Genomic DNA, 16,630 nt, shown 5'->3' on the forward strand with positions numbered 1-16,630 from the left:
CGGTGCTCACCCCTCGGGGCGGCTGACGACCACCGCGGCGGGACGCAGCTGCCGCCCGTCCTCCCCGTAGCCCGGGCGCAAGACCTCGATCACGGTCCCGGAGGGAAGGTCGGGTTGGGCCACCACACTGACCACTTCGTGGAGCTCCGGGGAGAACGGCACACCGACCTCGTCGTGACGCTCGAAGCCGAACCGCGACAGCACCTGCACCGCCTGATCCCGGATCGCCTTCACACCCTCGACGACGGTCTGAGGATCGCTGCCCGCATGCGCCAGCGCAAGCTCTAAATTGTCCAGAACCGGCAGCCATGCCGCGGAAACCTTCGCCACCTCCGCGGCGCGTTCACGGTCCAGATCCTTGGCATACCGCTTGCGCAGGTTGTCCAGATCTGCGAGGGCCCTGCGCCAGCGGTCCTCGAGTTGAGCCAACTCGGCCCCCGTGTCGGTGCGATCAGGCGCCGTCTCGGTCTGATCCCTGTCGGTACCGTCGGTAGCCGGCTCGGTCGTCGAATGATCTGCAGACCTTTCCATCGTGTGCCTCAGCTTCGATCGAATTCGGCGTCGATCACGTCGTCGTCATCCGACGACGCAGCCTCTGCGCCGCCGGCCTGATGTCCGTCGCCGCCGTCCTGGACCGGCGTTAGCCCGTAGAGCAACTGCTGCAGCTCCGAGGTGAGTGGCTCTACCTCCGCGGGTGAAGCACCGTCTTTCACGGCCTTCCTGGCGTCGGCGATCAGCATCTCGGCCCGCGCCTTGTCGTGCGGTGGCGCACTGTCACCGAGTTCGGCGAGTCGCCGTTCCACTTGATATGCAACCGAATCGAGCGCGTTGCGTGCGTCGACCGCTTTGCGCAGCTCCTCGTCCTCACCCCGGTTCCGTTCGGCCTCTGCCAGCATGCGCTCGACCTCACTGGTGTCCAGGTTGCCCTGCTCACTGATCGTGATGCTCTGCTCCTTGCCGGTGTCCTTGTCGCGGGCGGTGACGTTGAGGATGCCGTTGGCGTCGATATCGAACGTGACTTCGACTTGGGCCTCACCGCGTGGCGCGGGGCGGATGTCTTCCAGCCGGAACCGGCCGAGCACCCGGTTGTCGGCGGCCCGTTCGCGTTCGCCCTGCAGCACCACGACGTCCACGGCGGACTGATTGTCCTCCGCCGTGGAGAACACTTCGCTGCGCCGGGCCGGGATCGTCGTGTTGCGCTCGATGATCTTGGTCATCACCCCGCCCTGCGTCTCGACGCCGAGGGACAGCGGGGTGACATCGAGCAACAGCACATCGGAAACCTCGCCCTTGAGCACGCCCGCCTGGACGGCGGCACCGAGCGCCACGACCTCATCCGGGTTGACGCCCATGTGGGGGTCCTTACCGCCGGTGAGCCGGCGAACCAGCGCCTGCACCGCCGGAATACGTGTCGAACCACCGACCAGGATCACCTCGTCGATGTCGTTGGCGGTGACCTTGGCGTCACTCATCGCCTGCTTCACCGGGCCGAGGCAGCGTTCCACCAGATCCGCCGTCAGATCCTCGAACTTCGACCGCATGATCGTGGTGGTGAGGTGCTTGGGACCGTTCGCGTCAGCGGTGACGAAGGGCAAGTTGACCTGGGCCTGTGTCACCGAGGACAACTCGACCTTGGCTTTCTCCGCGGCCTCGAAGAGGCGCTGCAACGCCTGCGCATCCTTGCGCAGATCGATATTCTCCGCACGCTGGAATTCGTCGGCGAGGTAGTCCACCAGGCGTCGGTCGAAGTCGTCGCCGCCGAGGTGGGAGTCGCCGGCCGTGGAACGAACCTCGACCACTCCCTCGCCGACGTCGAGCAGGCTCACATCGAAGGTGCCGCCACCGAGGTCGAAGACCAGTACGGTTTCGTGGGTCTGCTTGTCCATGCCGTACGCCAGTGCCGCAGCGGTCGGCTCGTTGATGATCCGCAAAACCTCGAGGCCTGCGATCCGGCCGGCGTCCTTGGTGGCGTTGCGCTGCGCGTCGTTGAAGTAGGCCGGAACGGTGATGACCGCTTCCTTGACCTTCTCACCGAGGAACTTGCTCGCGTCGTCGACGAGCTTGCGCAGCACGAGGGCACTGATCTCCTCCGGCGCGTACTTCTTTCCCCGCACGTCGAATCGGGCCTCACCGTTGTCACCCGGCACGACGTCGAAGCTGACCGCTTTGGCCTCCTCGGAGATCTCGTCGTAATGGCGTCCGATGAAGCGTTTCGCCGAGTAGATCGTGCCCTTCGGATTCAAGATCGCCTGCCGTCGGGCAAGCTGACCCACCAGGCGTTCACCGCTCTCGGTGAACGCCACCACCGACGGCGTCGTCCGCGCTCCCTCGACATTGGAGATCACCACCGGCTCGCCGCCTTGCCAGCTTGCGATAACCGAGTTGGTGGTGCCTAGGTCTATACCTACAGCGGTCGCCATGACTCATTCCTTTCGATCGGTTCGGCCGGTGAGCAAGCGGACGGCTTCGTCCGCAACCTCGACATCGGCGAGGACTTCGTAGTGACGTGGTTGTAATGACTGGATCGAGGTGAAGTCGCGCCGGCCGCCCTGCAGCGCATACATGAGCAGGCCGAGCAGAGCGCCGACAACAGCACCGAACACCAACCCGTAGAAGGCGAGCGCGAGGCCCGTGAGCAGCGGCTGGACCCAATCGAGTAACCCGAAGATCCAGCCGAACAGCGCACCCGTCAGCGCGCCCGCGGCGGCGCCGCGCAGAGCGGCCCAGCCGTAGTTCAAGCGGCCGACGATCTGCTCGACCAGCTCGATATCGCGACCGACGATGGTCAGTTTGTCTACCGTGAAATGCTGGTCGGAGAGATAGTCGACGGCGCTTTCAGCGTCGGCGTAGTTGTCGAACGTTGCTACCACCTGGCGGGCAGGTCGGTTCGGACGGACCGCGGAGGTCCCGCCACTGGACTCTGACATCACGCCCCCTAGGCGTTAATGACTCGGGATTCGCCGAGCCCGCGCGTACCAGTTCGGCGTTCGGTCGATCAGTCAATCGTTTGAGCTCACGGAGGCCCAACCGCCTGAGAGTTCCTCATCCGCCTCTGGGCGTCACCAAGATTCGCATCATGGGCGTCCACACAACGGGGGACAGTGGCGTCCACACCCCACCCAGGGCATAAATTTCCGCCGGAACCCGCTCGAGGCGGCCGGTACTACGGGCATCAGCCACTACTCCGGGAATCCATGAGTACAACTCCCGATAGCAAATTTTCGCAGCCGAAGGAAGTGAGTGACTAGGGCCCGGCAAGCCGAAAGCAGGAAGCCGATTCCACCCTGACAGTACAGTCGCGGGAGCACTGGGAATAACAGCTGCTTCATCCTCACGTAGAGGATCAGGCCCCCGACGGTGGACTCTAATTACTTGGCGCAGAATCGAACAGCGGCGAAATCCACTTCTCAGCTGTTGGATCAGCCCATTCGGTGGAGTCGCTGAACTCTGATTTCTTTGTACGGCAACCGAATCGGGCCTAAACGGGGGAGCTGGTTTGAAAGTGAAAGTAGTACAACAATATACGACTCGTCGCCGGAGTAGTTGAGAAACGCCACTGTAATCGTCGATGTAGATTTCAATTGGGTATGTGAGGCGGGTCGGGAGTCGCCGACCACGGGAGCAGGCAGGGGTATGTTGATCGGGTGGGCCCGCTCGCGGCAGGTGTATGTAGGAGACCGATTCCTCACGGAGGGCGGTCGCTGATGCGCGTGCCGTCGACCGTACGTTCCTCGGTCTGGGCGCCGCTGGTCGCGATCGTGGTCCTCCTCCTCGCGGGATGCGGCGCCTCGGCTCCCACCACCTCGACGCCCTCAGCGGGGCCTGCCGTAGACCTGCCGGCACTGGTCCGGCAGGTGGAGGCCTCGGTCGTGACCGTGCTCACCGGGTCCGGCGTGGGCAGCGGCATCGTCTACAAGACTGACGGCACCATCGTCACCAACGCCCACGTGGTCGAGGGTGCCCGGGAGGTGAGTGTGGCATTCGCGGACGGGCAACAGGTGTCCGCGAACGTGCGGGCCGTCGATCGCGTGACCGACGTCGCGGTCCTTCAAGCGGACCGCACGGATCTGACTGCGGCGACGTTCGAGACAGCGCTGCCGGAGGTCGGTGCGCTCGCCGTAGTCGTGGGCAGTCCACTGGGGTTCGAGGCCACAGTCACCTCGGGCATCATCTCAGGATTGCACCGTCAGATCCCCGGGTCGGCCTCCACCGGGGCCCCGCTGGTGGACCTGATTCAGACCGACGCCGCGATCTCGCCGGGTAACTCCGGGGGTGCGCTGATCGACGGACAAGGGCGGGTCGTGGGGATGAGTCAGGCCTACATTCCTCCGTCGGAGGGTGCGGTGGCTCTGGGCTTCGCCATCCCCGCGGCGAATGTCGTCGATGTCGCGGACCAGCTGCTGGCCTCGGGAACCGCCCAGCATGCGTACGTCGGCATTCAACCCGGCACGTTGACCCCGCAGATCGCCGAACAACTGGCAGTCGACCGCACCAACGGTGTCGTCGTCCTCGAGGTCGTCCCGCTCGGTCCGGCTGCGACCGCGGGTATCCGGCCCGGCGATGTCATCACCGCGGTCAACGGCCACGACACCGAGTCGGCAGAGGACTTCATCGCGGCGCTCCGTGCCGTCGACCCGGGCGATCGAGTCGAACTGACCGTGCTCCGCGGCAGGGAGACCCAGCAGATCTCGGTCACCGTGACAGACCGCCCCACCAGCTGAATTACGATTCCAAGCGCGACCGAAGCGGGTACGGACGGGATCTGTGTTGCGGCCCGGCACGTTGCGGGCGTTGGCTAGCATCGCCGTCAGCGTGTCCTCGTGACACGAAATTGAGAAACCGCGGCAGGACATTCACCGTCAGGTTCTGCCCGACCACCTTCGACGTCGATGGTTGATCCCTACGGTGCCGGGGTTAGCCGAGATTTCGGAGAGGCCGAGTTCATGCTGCGGAAGCAGCGAATCGAGAGCGGCCAGGGCCCTCTGCCGTGATTCCCCGACGATGTCCGGTCATGGAATCGATGACCCGGACAATGATGTACCCGTTCGGCCGAGGTGCACCGACCGCACCAGATCCCGCCGATAGTGGTCGACGGTGCATCCTCGGCCGCTCGTGGTGTCTACCGGAGAGGCAGCGGAGATCCGCGGCGGCGCTGTGATGCATGCGCACCCACTGCCTGGGAGTTTGGGGGCAGACCGGGCGGGTACGCGAAGGCAGTGGAGGCGAATGAGCACCTGCGGGGAGGGCAAACCGGTGCGGACGGTGAGCAGGTCTCGGTGCTGTTCATCGCGGATCCGGGCACGCCTGCGGCTCTCGCCGAACGCGTCGCGGAGCACCTGCCGCAACGCATGCGAAGCCGTGACCGCCTCGAGCGCCGGTGGACGACGTGCGTGCGCAGCAAGCCGTACCTCTCAGACGAGCAAGCGGATTTCGCAGACGTGATCGACGCGGTCGATCCATCCTCCGAAGGCGAGGACATCGTCGTGTACCTCACCGACCTACCACGCCGCGAAGACACCCTGCCGGTGGTGGCCGACGTCAGCGCCGACCACCTCTTCGCGCTCATCTCCGTCGCCGCGGTGGGCGGCGTCCACATCGAGCGCCGCATCCGCACCGTCACCGAACTCGCGATCGCCCACATCCTCGGGGAACCGGAACTCATGCCCCCCGGCACGGCGCGACGGTTCCCGTGTGTGCAGATCGAGGACGGCATCCGGTACTTCGCGCCCTCGGGACTGCGGCGACTGCGACTGCTGTCGGGGATGGTGCGGGCGAACCGGCCGTGGCGGCTGGTCACCGGACTGTCGAAGGTGCTCGTCGGCGCGTTCGCCACGGGTGCGATCGCACTGGCCACCGACACGATCTGGTTGTTCGCCGACACGATGGGCCCATGGCGTATGAGTGCGGCGACGATCCTGTCGATCGTGGCGATTATTCTCTGGCTGATCCTCGATCACGAACTGTGGGAGCGGCCGAAGTCGCCGGAGGAGCGCGATCGATCTGTGTTGTACAACACCGCGACCGTCGCCACCTTGGTCATCGGTGTGATCGTCCTCCACGTGGCCCTGTTCTGCCTGCTCCTGTTCACCGCGTGTCTCGCTCTTCCCCCGGAACTGCTGTCCCGCATTCTCGGGCGCGGGGTGAACTTCTCCGACTACCTCACGCTCACCTGGCTGCTGGCGTCCATCGCCACCATCGGTGGGGCGCTCGGGTCGGGTCTCGAGGACGACGCCGCCGTCAAGGAGGCGGCGTACGGGGTCCGGCAGCGCCAGCGCATCGAGGAGACGCGGAGGCGGTCGAACGAGGCGGGATGATCGACGAGGTGTGCAATGACTGTCTGCCGAGCGTCCATCAGGATACGGGCGACCGGGCGCGCTCACCCTGCTTTCGTGCGACGGTCGAAGGATCCTTTTCCGGTGGCGATGTGTGTGACCATTGGGGAGCATGAGTACTCGTGGCGTGGTCCGGTAATGGAACGGCCACGACCTCCTCGGCGAGGGTCGACTCGCCGGAAACCCCGGGCGGTTGCTGGGTGACTGGCCCACGGTTGCCGGTCTTGTGCCGATGGGGACGGAAGAGGCTGTGACGGCGCCCGGGGGGCGTGCGAACGGACGGGCAGCGGTAACAGCGCATCCGGAGGTCGCGAAGTTGATCTTGTTGGAGCGCTGGGGAGGGAGGGAGCCGACGCGGGAATCGAACCCGCGTATTCAGCTGGGGAAGCTGATGTTCTGCCAATGAACTACATCGGCGCGCACGATATTGGGCGCCCGTAGGCAGGCCCAACACCGTGCGATGGAAGCATTTGTCGCCCACTGACGCGCAAGGATCGCGAAGAGGATCCAGCGGATCAACGCCCGCACCGCGGGACGCCGACTCGCCCGCAGCATTGTTACCGGGTTGCCGAATCCTGCTGTCACGCCGCCGAAACGCCGCTTTGAGGAGTGCGCGGACAGCGGGAGAGAGGCACCGGCGGCGACTAGCGGTACGCGCACCTCGCGATGCGCAACGGCTGTCCGACACGGCAGGGACGCTCATCAAGAGGAGGACACTCGTCGAAATCGCCTGTGTCTACCGGTGGTTGGCCGATGAGCCCGCCACCAGTACCCCGAAACACATCCATCCGCGTCGGCATTGATTGGGACGGGGCGGCGCTAGTTAGAATCGGGCGATGGACAGGACCGACCGCGCCAGCCGGACGATCGCGGCACCACCGGCGACTGTGTACGGCGCTCTCCTCGACCGGGAGTCCCTCGAGGCGTGGTTGCCGCCGGACGGCATGCGCGGACGGGTCGAGCGGTGGGATCCCCGGCCTGGTGGCGGGTTCCGGATGGTCCTGACCTACCTCGACCCCGCCGACGGCCCCGGAAAGACGTCAGATGCGACGGATGTCGTCAATGTCGGATTCGCCGACCTGGTGCCACCGGAACGCGTGGTGCAGCGGGCGGTGTTCGAAGCCGACGACCCCTCGTACGCGGGCACCATGACGATGACCTGGCACCTCGCCGCCGCCGGTGACGGAACCGAGGTGACCGTCACCGCCACGGACGTGCCACCCGGCATAGACCAAGCGGCACACGAGGCCGGGATCGCCTCCTCGCTGGCAAACCTGGCGTCGTACGTCGAAGGGTCCGGCTGACTCGAGTCGGCTGCGACCTGCTTGCCGCCGATCCGGCGCCGCGCCCATGGTGCCGGGTGCCGTGCCAGTCCAGAGTTTGCACTCACGACTTGGGGTGCACGTGATGCACGGCGCATCACGCTGGGCTTGTTTGCACACGATCGTTGTGCGGGCTCGGGTGCCCGCATGGTGGACTCCCGCCCGTGGGTGCACGTCCTGCTGCGATCAATCGAGGATCGTGTCGCTTTGGCCGGGCTTGGCACAGGCCTGGCGGATCTGTGCGAGTGCGGATTCCCGCTGTCGTGGACGGTGTGCCGGGAGCGGGACGCCGGCGATGGGACCGGGGATATGTGAGCAGCTTGCCGCTACTGTCGTGAACGTCTGACTCGGTTCGGGTGTCATCGCGCCTCGGTCTCGCAGATTCACTGGGGGTGACGGGTGGTCAGGATGCGTGACTTTATTTCCGGGATGGTGGTGCAGACCATGCTGAAGGCGGCTTCCCGGACCATTCTCTCGGTGGGTTCGCCGCGTTGGACGGATAGGCTTCCTGCGGCGGGGGCGATGTAGTTGCCCGCGGTGACGGCGAATTGGCGGGCGCGGGCGTCGTAGATGTCTCCGTCGCCGGTGGCCGCGTTGTGAGGGCCCTCGCGGATGGTGGTGTGTGTTTCCCGCAGTTGTAGAATCGCCCGGTCCGCGATGCTGAGTCCGCCTTGACGTGCCGTTCGGACGCGGATGGCTGCGGTGTGTGACTGACATGTTTCATGCTCGGTGCGGTGTTGGCCGGCGGTGCAGGGGTTCTGGGGTTGGCGGTCGCACTGTTCGGGGGAGCGGAGCCACGGTGCCTGTGCGCGTTCGACGGCGACACCGAAGCCCGCGACGCTCCCCGGCCTTGATCGAGAGTCGGTCGGGTCTCGACCTGCGATTACGGGATCGAGCCGGAGCGGTGCGGATTCGGAGGAATCACCCGGTTGCGGCGGCGGGCAACGTGCAGGACTGCACCGAAGTGCCGCCGGATGCGGCGTTCGGGCCGCTCGGCAACTCGACGACGAATCTCGCTGTACAGCCGTTCCCGTTGCCATCTCGCCATGGCGATGTGACCGGAGAAGGTGTCGAGAAGGTCGAGGTAGCCGTCCACGTCGTAGCTGACTTCCCAGTCGAAGTGACGCACCACGACGCTGTCGAAGAGTCCGTTCTGCTCGATTTCGGCCTGATGATCGGCCAGCTCACCCGGGCGCGCCCACGTCGCGGTATCCGGGAGACCGTCGCCGATCTCCTCGTAGACGGGCTGGATCTCTCGAAAGATCGGGTCCCCACCTTCCGGGAACACGTGTTGTGCACTCCACAACGCCAGATGCCCTCCGGGGCGAATGAGACTGGCCGCCTTGATGTATCGCGTTGCGGGGTCGATCCAGTGCCAGGAGGTTGCCGCGCACACGAGGTCGTAGGTCACGCCTGGCGCCGGCTCCCAGTGCTCGAAATCGGCGCAGACCACCTCGGCGTTGGGGAACGGCGCCACATTCACACGCGCGATCGCTGCCAATTCATGCCCGAGTTCGACCGACGTGATGGTGAAGCCCCGCCGCGCGAGTTCGACGGTGGCCTTGCCCGAGCCTCCTCCGATCTCCAGTAGCGAGTCACCTGGGCGCAGTCCGGCCGTGAGGACGAGTTCGTCATAGAGCGCCGACGGATAGCTGGGCCGAGCGGGGTGGTACTTCTCGGCGGCCAACTCGAATGTGTTCCGAAGCGTACGGCGATCCGATGTCATGGTTCGATCATCTCTGCTCCTCGGCGGATCGATCCAGCACCGGTTTCGCCGGCGTCTCGTGGGCTTGTCTACTCCGCCACCAGCGTTTTGATGCGCTAACCATCAGTGACAGCGACCCCGCGCAGAGGGGAAAATCAAACAGACCGGTCTCCAGTCTTCTGGCCCTACATCGCCCGAGGAGCGTGACGAGGCAGGTCGACTCCGATCCAGCCATCACCAGAAGGATGATCACCATGCCGGTTGTCGAGCAGTCCGTCGTCATCGCCCGTCCTGCGTCGGAAGTGTGGAGTTTTGTCACCGTCGCGGAGAACTGGCCGTCGTGGGAGGCGTCCACCGTTGAATGCGAGCAGCTCACCGACGGGGAACTCGGGGTGGGCACCCGGTGGCGCGGGGTAACCCGCATTCTGGGTAGGCGCCTCGACTGGGTGACCGAATTCGTCGAGTACGAGCCGTTGAAGGTGGCCACGTCCAAGTCGGTGGAGAGCAAGGTCGGCTTCACCGCGACGACGAGGCTCGAGGAAGTCGACGGCGGCACCCTGTTCACCTATCGGACCGACAGCGAAAGTGGCCTCGGAGGAATCTTCGGCAAGCTGGCTGACCCGATAGTCGCGAAGGCGTACTCACGGACGGTGCGGGCGAGCCTGGACAACCTCGCAGACCTGCTCACCATCGACGGCTGACCATGTGGGTCGGCTCTCATTCGGTCGTTCCCCGAGCAGCGATGAGATTCCGTGTCGCGACGAGTCTTACCGTGCATACGATGTGGCCGACCGAAGGAGCGAGCTGTGGAAGATGTCTGGTCGATGGTGCACGCGGAGCGTGTGGCGCTGGTCGACGACCTCGGGAGTCTCGACGCGGCGCGGTGGGACGAGCCGTCGCTCTGCGGCGAGTGGACGGTGCACGACGTGGTCGCCCACCTGGTCGACACGGCTCGGACGACGCGACTCGGTTTCATGGTCGGTCTCGCGCGGGCGCGGTTCGACTTCGACCGCCAGAATGCCCGCGGTGTCGAACGCGAGCGCGGTGCCTCACCGCAGGAGACGTTGGCTCGGCTTCGTCGGGTGGCGTCGCGGACGTCGACGCCTCCGGCCCCCCTCGACAGCCGGCTCGTCGAGGAGATCGTCCACGGTGAGGACATCCGTCGGCCCTTGGAACTCACCCGCTCCTACCCGGCGGAGGCCGTCGACAGATCGCTCCGCCTGCAGACGCGCACCCCGGCGTCCTTCGGCGGTGCCAGAGAACTCGTGGCCCGCGTCCGGCTGACCGCAGCGGACACCGAGGTGTCGATCGGAGAGGGCCCCGAGGTGAGCGGCACCGCCCTGTCGCTTCTCCTGGCCGTCTCCGGTCGGAGGGTGGCGCTGGACGACCTCGACGGACCGGGAGTCGAGGTCCTCGCGGCGGCGATCTGACGAACCGCGGTCCGGGGCCCGGGCGACGGTCGCGAGTCGTCATCTGAAGGACACGTCGGTTCCCCTCATGGTCGGGGCGCCCACGAGTGTCGTCCAGCTCGGCACGTTTTCCGGCGCCATGCCCCCGGCCTCGCCGTAGACGACGTCCAGCGTGTCCTGCTCCATCTTCGAACCCGCGTAACTTGCGGGCATGATCTGGGATCCGTACCCCGGGACCTGTTCGGGGACGCCGGCGGGCGCCGGGAAGTATTCGATGGTCGACGGGCCTGGATTTCGCGACGGAACCTGGTACGAGCCGTCGTTGAACGATCCGCCCGGGTACTGCGGGAAATTCCCGCCCGGTGCGGTGACGTTGTCGTAGCAAGCCGGTCCGCGGTCGTCGAGCAGGCGCGGCTCGTCCTGGTTGGGCAGGTAGCGACCTTTCGGGTTGATGAACTGAACAGAACCACGACCGCCGGGATAGGGATCGTCCAGGGCGAGCAGTTCTCGGGCTATCGGTTCGGCCTTCACGAAGTCCGCCAGAGTGCAACCGAAGCTCGGCGAGTAGCGGCCGAGGAGCTGCAGCGCCTCACGCGAATCGGCGGCAATACTGACGATCGATTCGGCGTTGGTCTGCAGGAGATCCGCGGTGGACGAACTCGTTCCGGTCAGCGACGCCAGCAACGTGGAGATCTCGCCCTGCTTCTCCACCACGGTGTTTCCGGTGGTACGCAGGTTGTCGAGGGCGTCGACCAGGTCGGGTGCCGCCTCGGAATACGTCTGCGAGAAGTCCGCCAGACCGCGCAGATCCTCCTGGATGGCAGGAAGTTCGGTGTTCAGCCCGCCCAAGATCTCCTCGAGACGGTCGAGTGTCAGGCCGAGTTCGGCGCCGCGGCCGCTCAGTCCCTGGGACAGCGCGCCGAGCGTGTTCGCCAGGTCCTGCGGCGGAATCGCCTGCAGCAGCGGCAGCAGACCGTCCAGAACCTGACCGACCTCGACGGCGTTGCCACTCTTGTCCTGACGCAGCGTGTCGCCGGCCTGGATCGGCGGAGCGGTGTCGCCCTCGGGAACGATCAGCGACACATAACGCTCACCGAACAGCGTCTTGGGCAGCAACCGCGCCGTCGCGTCGGACGGAATCAGCGGCGCCTTGTCCGGCTGGATCGCGAGAGCCAGGGTGACCTCGTCCTCCTGGGAGGACGCGGAGCGCACCTCGCCGACGATGAGGCCTCGGACCTTCACGTCTGCATCTGGAGGCAGGGCATTTCCGGCGGTATCGGTGACGAGGTCGACCTTGACGACCTTGGTGAACCGCTTGTCGAACATCCCGACGGAGAGTGCCAGGTACAACGCGAGGACGAGGAAGAACACCAGCCCCAGCACCCGTCGACCCACGACAGATGTCGTGTTGCTCATACGACCACCCTCACGATCACCGCCGGTGGTTGCCGCTGAGACCGTGTCAGCGGCGCCGACCTCCCCGATCTATCGTGCCTCGCGAAGGGTGCGTCTCGTGCTGCATCGCGCAGGTACCGGCAAATACTCGACGATTCCCGGATTCGGCTGGGCAGTCCCTACCGCCGAGGCCGATCCCCGCTTTTGCCGCCCATGCGCTCGTAGCGGAGCGATACCCTTGATCGGGGGATTCGGCGGAAGGACACAATGTGGGTCGACAACGACACAAGGCCGCACCGGGCGTAGTCGCCGTGTGATCGCACGGGGCCGCACTCCGAGTTACCGATGTACGAGCCGACCGATCTGGTCGAATCAGCCGAACGAACCCGCACAGCGCTTGCCACCGTCGTGGCACGGTTTTCCGAGGCTTGGGGGTCCGGGTCCCCGCCTGACCTGTCCGCGTTCCTACCCCGCGAACCGGCGGAGCGGCGTTCGATACTGATCGAACTGATCAAGATCGACCTCGAATACCGCTGGGTTCGTCACTGTTTCCCCAAACGACTGACCGAATACCGTGCGGAGTTCGCGGAGTTGCAGGAGGGTCCGCTTCCAGCCGACCTGGTCTACGAGGAATTCCACGCCCTGCGCCGAAGTGCGCACGGAGTCGATACGGCAACCATGGCCGCCGAGGCGGCGACCATGGCGGGTGGCCCCGACCTCGACGAGCTCACGAGTGACTACTGCAGCACGATGATTGCCCGTCCATTGGCGCAAGTTGTTCTGGGCAACATCGATGTCGGCGACCGTGTCGACGATTTCGACCTTCTGATGAGGATCGGGTCCGGCGCCTTCGCCCAGGTATATCTGGCTCGGCAACAATCGATGCAACGCCTGGTCGCGGTCAAGATTTCCCATAACCACGGCATCGAGCCGCAGACACTCGCCCAACTGGACCACGAATACATCGTGCGGATCTTCGACCAGCGACTGATCGCCGACGGCGAACTGAAGCTGCTCTACATGCAGTACCTACCGGGGGGAACGCTGCTCGACGTGGTGCACCTACTGCGCTCGACGCCTCCGGAACACCGCAGTGGTCAACTACTGCTCGATGCCGTCGACGGGGTCCTTGCCGCCAAGGGTGAGGTTCGGCCCAGCGAATCCGCCGTTCGCGCACGGGCCGCCGCACTGACGTGGCCGGAGACTGTGGCTTGGCTGGGCCGCCGACTCGCGGACGCGCTTCAGCACGCATCCGAGCGGGGAGTGTTGCATCGAGACATCAAACCCGCGAACGTGCTGCTGAGCGCCGAGGGAATTCCGAAGTTGGCCGATTTCAACGTCAGCGCCAGCAATCGCATCAAGGGCACGAGTCCGCTGGCCTACTTCGGCGGGTCGCTGGCGTACATGTCGCCCGAACAGCTCGAAGCCTGCCATCCGGGCTCGCCGGCGACCGCCGCCGACCTCGACACGCGAAGCGACATCTTCGCGCTCGCTGTCATGCTGTGGGAGTTGCTCACGGGACGCCGTCCCTTCGCGGACGAAACCTCCGCCGGCGAGTCGGAGACGTCGCTGGCCCGCATGCTCGAGCTGCGGCGCAGCCCCGTCGAGGCGAAATTCCTGTCGGAGCTTCCGCCGGATTGCCCGATGGCGTTGCGCCGCGTGCTTCTGAAGTGCCTGTCGCCCGACCGCGACGATCGCTACCCGTCCGGTTCGGAACTGGCCCAGCAGCTCGACCTGTGCCTCGAGGAGCGGTCCCGCGACCTGGTCTATCCGCCCCCGAACAGCTGGCGGGCGCGACTGTCCCGATCGCCCACCCCCATTCTGTGGTCGTCCTCGCTGGTCGGCATCGGCCTGGCCACCATCTACCTCGCCGTGCACCTCCAGGAACTGCTCAACGAGCGCCTGTCCGATGCCACGTACGCGAAGCTCTACACGAGCACGATCGTTTTCAACCTCTGTGCCTGGCCGCTGGCGGTTCTCGTCTACGCCTATATGTCGCGTGATCTGCTCGCGGTTCCTCGCGGCTTACGCAAGGGCAGACGCTACGACGAGGCCGTCCTCGCGCGGGTGCGGTCGCGAACACTGGTCTGGGGCGATATGTGTGCCCTGAACACGTTCGTGTTTGCGGTCTGCGCATCCGTGGCGGGGGTGATGTTCCTTCGCTGGTTCACGGACCTTCCGGCCCGGCTGATGGTCCATGCGGCGACGACTGTTCTGGTGGCGGGCACCATCTCTGTTGCGTACACGTTCTTTCTGTCGACGTTCTACGTCGTTCGCTGCGTCTATCCCATCTATCTGCGCCACGGCCTCACGACTGCGCACGACACCGTCGTTCTTCGCGGGCTGCGCCGAAGAACGACGGTCTACCTGGCGGTGACGGCGTCCGTGCCACTGGTCGGGGTGCTGGCCGGATTCAGCACCCTCGAACCCGCGGAGCTTCCTCTCGTGCGCGACTCGGTCCTTGGGTTGTGCGCGGCCTCCGGGCTCGCATTCGTCGCCGTGTATTGGTTGTACCGGAAACTCGATGCCGACGTGCGCGCGCTGGAGCGAGTGGTCTAGCGCAACCGTTCGATCCCGATGTGCGACAGGCCGTCACACGCCACGCACTGTAGGTCTGACCGTGCACTCGTTCACCCTCCCTGACGGGCGGCTGTCAGGGGTGCGCTTCGGACCGTCGGCGCGCAGACTGGAACCAGGAGGTCAGGAGGTTGTCATGCGACTACTACGGGGCCTGCTCGACGTGGTGCTGGGGATCCTCACGGCCGTACTCGGCACGGTGCTGGGCATTGTCGCGGCGGTGGTATGGATCGTCGGTGGGGTGCTCTGCGTGACGGTCATCCTGCTTCCTCTGGGTCTGCCCGTGGTGAGGCTCGCCCGCCGTCTCTTCACCCTCGCCAGGAAGCTGATGCACTTTCCCTGACGCGCAGGGTGAAGAAGATGAACGGTGCCTCACGGCTGAGCCGATCGAAGTGCTCGGGGGAGCGATCGCGCACCGCCGCACCCGGTCGCGGCTCCGAAACGCGTTCGACGGTGAATCCTGCTGCGCTGAATGCGTCGAACATGGCGTGCAACGGCCTGTGCCAGAACTTCATGTGGAAGGTCTCGCCGGACTTCACCCATTCCTCGGTGAACTCGTACGTTCCGAGATAGTCGCCCTCCCCGGCAAGCCTGAAGTCGACGAACGGGTGATGGGTCGAGATGACGACGCACCCGCCGGGCACGAGTACCCGGCGAAACTCGGTCAACGGTCTCGACCAATCGTGGACGTAGTGCATGACCAACGAGGCGACGACGACATCGAAGGTCGATGACCGGATGGGCAACTGCTGGTTGAGGTCCGCCCGGATCAACGGCACATCGGGACCGAGGCGCGTCCGGGCGATCGCGAGCAGACCCGTGCTGAGATCGACGCCGGTGACGGCAGCACCGGCGGCGACGAGTGCGCGTGAGAGCGCACCGCTGCCGCAGCCCGCATCCAGTACTTTGCTGCCTGCGACGTCGCCGACCAGCGCCAGCGTCGCAGGTCGCTCGTACAGCGCGTTGTACACGTTGTTCTCGGTATCGGCGTCATACGCCGACGCGTACGCGTCGTAGTCGTTGAAGGTTGCCACGATCTGATCATGTCCGATCGGAGCTTCCGTCGGACCCCCAACCGTCGCGGCACCCGGGTGGGGCGGACTGAAGCTGAGTCGGGTCCGGAACGCGCGGATGTAGTACATGGGGTCGTTCCGGAAATCGCTGGAACAGTGTTGTATTGAAAACCTGCGCGTTCTACCCTTGGGGTATGGCGACGGTCGACTACGACTCGGCGGATCCGGGCGGATCCGGGACCCGCCGTTACCGCTCTCCGCTGCGTCGGATGCAGGCAGCTCAGACGCGGGCGGTCGTGCTGGAGGCCGCCACCCGGCTGTTCGCCGAGCACGGCTGGGTCGGCACCGGCATGAGGGATGTCGCACAGGCCTCGGCGGTCTCCGTCGAAACCGTCTACACGACGTTCGGATCCAAGGCCCACCTGTTGAAGGCGGCGCTGGAGGTCGCCATCGTCGGCGACGACGCACAGGTGCCATTGGCCGACCGGCCCGTCTACACGGCGATCGGTACGGGGCGCACGACCGGCGACCGCATCGAGACGGGTGCGCGCATGATCGCCAGGATCAACGAGCGCATCTACCGCCTGGCCGTGGCGATCCGTCAGGGTGCGACGGCGGATGCCACGCTCGCAGCGGTGGCCGCCGACCTGGAGGGCCAGCGCAGGCGTTCGGTCGCCGACGTCGCACACCTCATCACGGGCCATCACGCCGATGCCGGTCAGGTCGACGAACTGTGGGTCCAGACCGGCGACCAGGTCTACGCCCTGCTCGTGGACGAATGCGGTTGGAGTCGCGACCGTTACGAGTCATGGTTGATCGACCGCATCGAAGAAATCCTCGACCGCCCGGTGTGACATACGGGCGCTTTTGTCTGGAG

14 protein-coding genes and 1 tRNA gene are annotated in these 16,630 nt (G+C 65.7%); 8 read left to right on the top strand and 7 right to left on the bottom strand.

Translation table 11 applies throughout. The features are described 5' to 3' along the window. Positions 1-6: 6 nt before the first annotated feature. Genes PSR88_RS34065 through PSR88_RS34075 form a run of 3 tightly spaced genes read right to left on the bottom strand, consistent with a single transcriptional unit; the run spans position 7 to position 2,927 of the window. Entirely contained in the window at positions 7-531 is a 525-nt protein-coding gene (locus tag PSR88_RS34065) for a nucleotide exchange factor GrpE (RefSeq protein WP_005571964.1), read from the bottom strand. An 8-nt stretch (positions 532-539) separates the two neighbouring features. Further along, positions 540-2,420 carry a molecular chaperone DnaK gene (dnaK, locus tag PSR88_RS34070; RefSeq protein WP_342338761.1) on the bottom strand — a complete coding sequence of 627 codons (1,881 nt, stop codon included), beginning with the start codon at positions 2,418-2,420 and terminating at the stop codon, positions 540-542. A 3-nt stretch (positions 2,421-2,423) separates the two neighbouring features. Beyond that, a complete protein-coding gene (locus PSR88_RS34075; RefSeq protein WP_342338954.1) occupies positions 2,424-2,927 on the bottom strand; it encodes a general stress protein in 504 nt (167 codons plus the stop codon). A gap of 777 nt (positions 2,928-3,704) precedes the next feature. Here PSR88_RS34075 and PSR88_RS34080 point away from each other — a divergent pair. Beyond that, entirely contained in the window at positions 3,705-4,721 is a 1,017-nt protein-coding gene (locus PSR88_RS34080) for a S1C family serine protease (RefSeq protein WP_009479964.1), read from the top strand. A 495-nt stretch (positions 4,722-5,216) separates the two neighbouring features. After that, positions 5,217-6,314 (top strand): hypothetical protein, encoded by a 1,098-nt coding sequence (locus PSR88_RS34085; RefSeq protein ID WP_342338762.1) that lies wholly within the window; start codon positions 5,217-5,219, stop codon positions 6,312-6,314. A gap of 365 nt (positions 6,315-6,679) precedes the next feature. Here PSR88_RS34085 and PSR88_RS34090 read toward each other — a convergent pair. Further along, positions 6,680-6,749 (bottom strand) — tRNA-Gly (locus PSR88_RS34090). Positions 6,750-7,168: 419 nt separating this feature from the next. Between PSR88_RS34090 and PSR88_RS34095 the strand changes: the two genes are divergently transcribed. Beyond that, a complete protein-coding gene (locus PSR88_RS34095) occupies positions 7,169-7,636 on the top strand; it encodes an SRPBCC family protein (protein WP_342338763.1) in 468 nt (155 codons plus the stop codon). Between the two features lie 901 nt (positions 7,637-8,537). On the opposite strand, the gene PSR88_RS34100 is transcribed toward PSR88_RS34095, so the two are convergent. Continuing rightward, entirely contained in the window at positions 8,538-9,380 is an 843-nt protein-coding gene (locus PSR88_RS34100) for a class I SAM-dependent methyltransferase (RefSeq protein WP_342338764.1), read from the bottom strand. A 224-nt stretch (positions 9,381-9,604) separates the two neighbouring features. On the opposite strand from PSR88_RS34100, the gene PSR88_RS34105 reads away from it, so the two are divergent. Together PSR88_RS34105 and PSR88_RS34110 are read left to right on the top strand one after the other, a co-directional pair. Next, on the top strand, positions 9,605-10,060 hold the full coding sequence (locus tag PSR88_RS34105) for an SRPBCC family protein (RefSeq protein ID WP_016880105.1): 456 nt from the start codon (positions 9,605-9,607) through the stop codon (positions 10,058-10,060). 105 nt (positions 10,061-10,165) lie between these two features. After that, positions 10,166-10,789 (top strand): maleylpyruvate isomerase family mycothiol-dependent enzyme, encoded by a 624-nt coding sequence (locus PSR88_RS34110; protein WP_342338743.1) that lies wholly within the window; start codon positions 10,166-10,168, stop codon positions 10,787-10,789. 39 nt (positions 10,790-10,828) lie between these two features. Here PSR88_RS34110 and PSR88_RS34115 read toward each other — a convergent pair whose 3' ends face one another. Continuing rightward, positions 10,829-12,184 carry an MCE family protein gene (locus tag PSR88_RS34115; protein WP_342338765.1) on the bottom strand — a complete coding sequence of 452 codons (1,356 nt, stop codon included), beginning with the start codon at positions 12,182-12,184 and terminating at the stop codon, positions 10,829-10,831. Between the two features lie 324 nt (positions 12,185-12,508). Here PSR88_RS34115 and PSR88_RS34120 point away from each other — a divergent pair, with 324 nt between their 5' ends. After that, the gene (locus PSR88_RS34120; RefSeq protein ID WP_016880107.1) at positions 12,509-14,722 is read left to right on the top strand and encodes a serine/threonine-protein kinase; all 2,214 of its coding nucleotides are present in this window, start codon (positions 12,509-12,511) and stop codon (positions 14,720-14,722) included. 154 nt (positions 14,723-14,876) lie between these two features. Further along, entirely contained in the window at positions 14,877-15,083 is a 207-nt protein-coding gene (locus PSR88_RS34125; RefSeq protein WP_029537453.1) for a hypothetical protein, read from the top strand. Here PSR88_RS34125 and PSR88_RS34130 read toward each other — a convergent pair. Next, entirely contained in the window at positions 15,049-15,774 is a 726-nt protein-coding gene (locus PSR88_RS34130) for a class I SAM-dependent methyltransferase (RefSeq protein WP_029537456.1), read from the bottom strand. The genes PSR88_RS34125 and PSR88_RS34130 overlap by 35 nt on opposite strands. A gap of 173 nt (positions 15,775-15,947) precedes the next feature. Between PSR88_RS34130 and PSR88_RS34135 the strand changes: the two genes are divergently transcribed. Continuing rightward, complete coding sequence (locus PSR88_RS34135; RefSeq protein ID WP_009479978.1) at positions 15,948-16,607, top strand: TetR/AcrR family transcriptional regulator; 660 nt, start codon at positions 15,948-15,950, stop codon at positions 16,605-16,607. Positions 16,608-16,630 lie beyond the last annotated feature (23 nt).

It is taken from the genome of Rhodococcus sp. DK176, from assembly GCF_038447315.2.
Classification (GTDB): Bacteria; Actinomycetota; Actinomycetes; order Mycobacteriales; family Mycobacteriaceae; genus Rhodococcus_F; species Rhodococcus_F jostii_A.